This window comes from Hyphobacterium lacteum (genome assembly GCF_036330345.1).
Lineage (GTDB): Bacteria > Pseudomonadota > Alphaproteobacteria > Caulobacterales > Maricaulaceae > Hyphobacterium > Hyphobacterium lacteum.
This window is the reverse complement of the sequence record NZ_JAZDRP010000029.1, coordinates 1-413: the sequence shown is the minus strand read 5'-3', so window position 1 is coordinate 413 and position 413 is coordinate 1. Positions and strand designations below refer to the sequence as shown.

Here is a 413-nt window from a genome sequence, read left to right as displayed (position 1 = left end):
AGAACGTCATATTCAGCATCGAAGAAGCCGGAATAGACTTCCATCGGCGTGACCATGTAGGAGCGCGCCGCGAAGTTATAGCCGTCAGCCGGCGTGAACGCACGCAGCGTGTTCGTGTTCGGATCAAGGATGACGCCGCCGCCACCATTGATGCCGGCCACAACACCCGGACCCGATGCAAAGATCTGACCCGGATAGGCCGTACCCGAACCACCACAGATCAGCTGGCCACCGACTTCTGCCCACGGACAAGCCGAGAACGGACGGTCGCCCTGGCGGATCGTGCCACGGTCGAAATATTCGAGGTTACCGGTGAAACGGCCACCGTCGAAGGAGCGGCCGAAGGTCGCGCCATAACGGTAGATCTGGCCGTCGCCTTCCGAGGTCACATCATATTGAGCAAACAGCTCGAC

1 pseudogene is annotated in these 413 nt (G+C 60.0%); it reads right to left on the bottom strand.

The window, feature by feature from the left end:
- A pseudogene (locus V0U79_RS13650) lies at window positions 1-413 on the bottom strand (TonB-dependent receptor plug domain-containing protein); the annotation flags it as partial.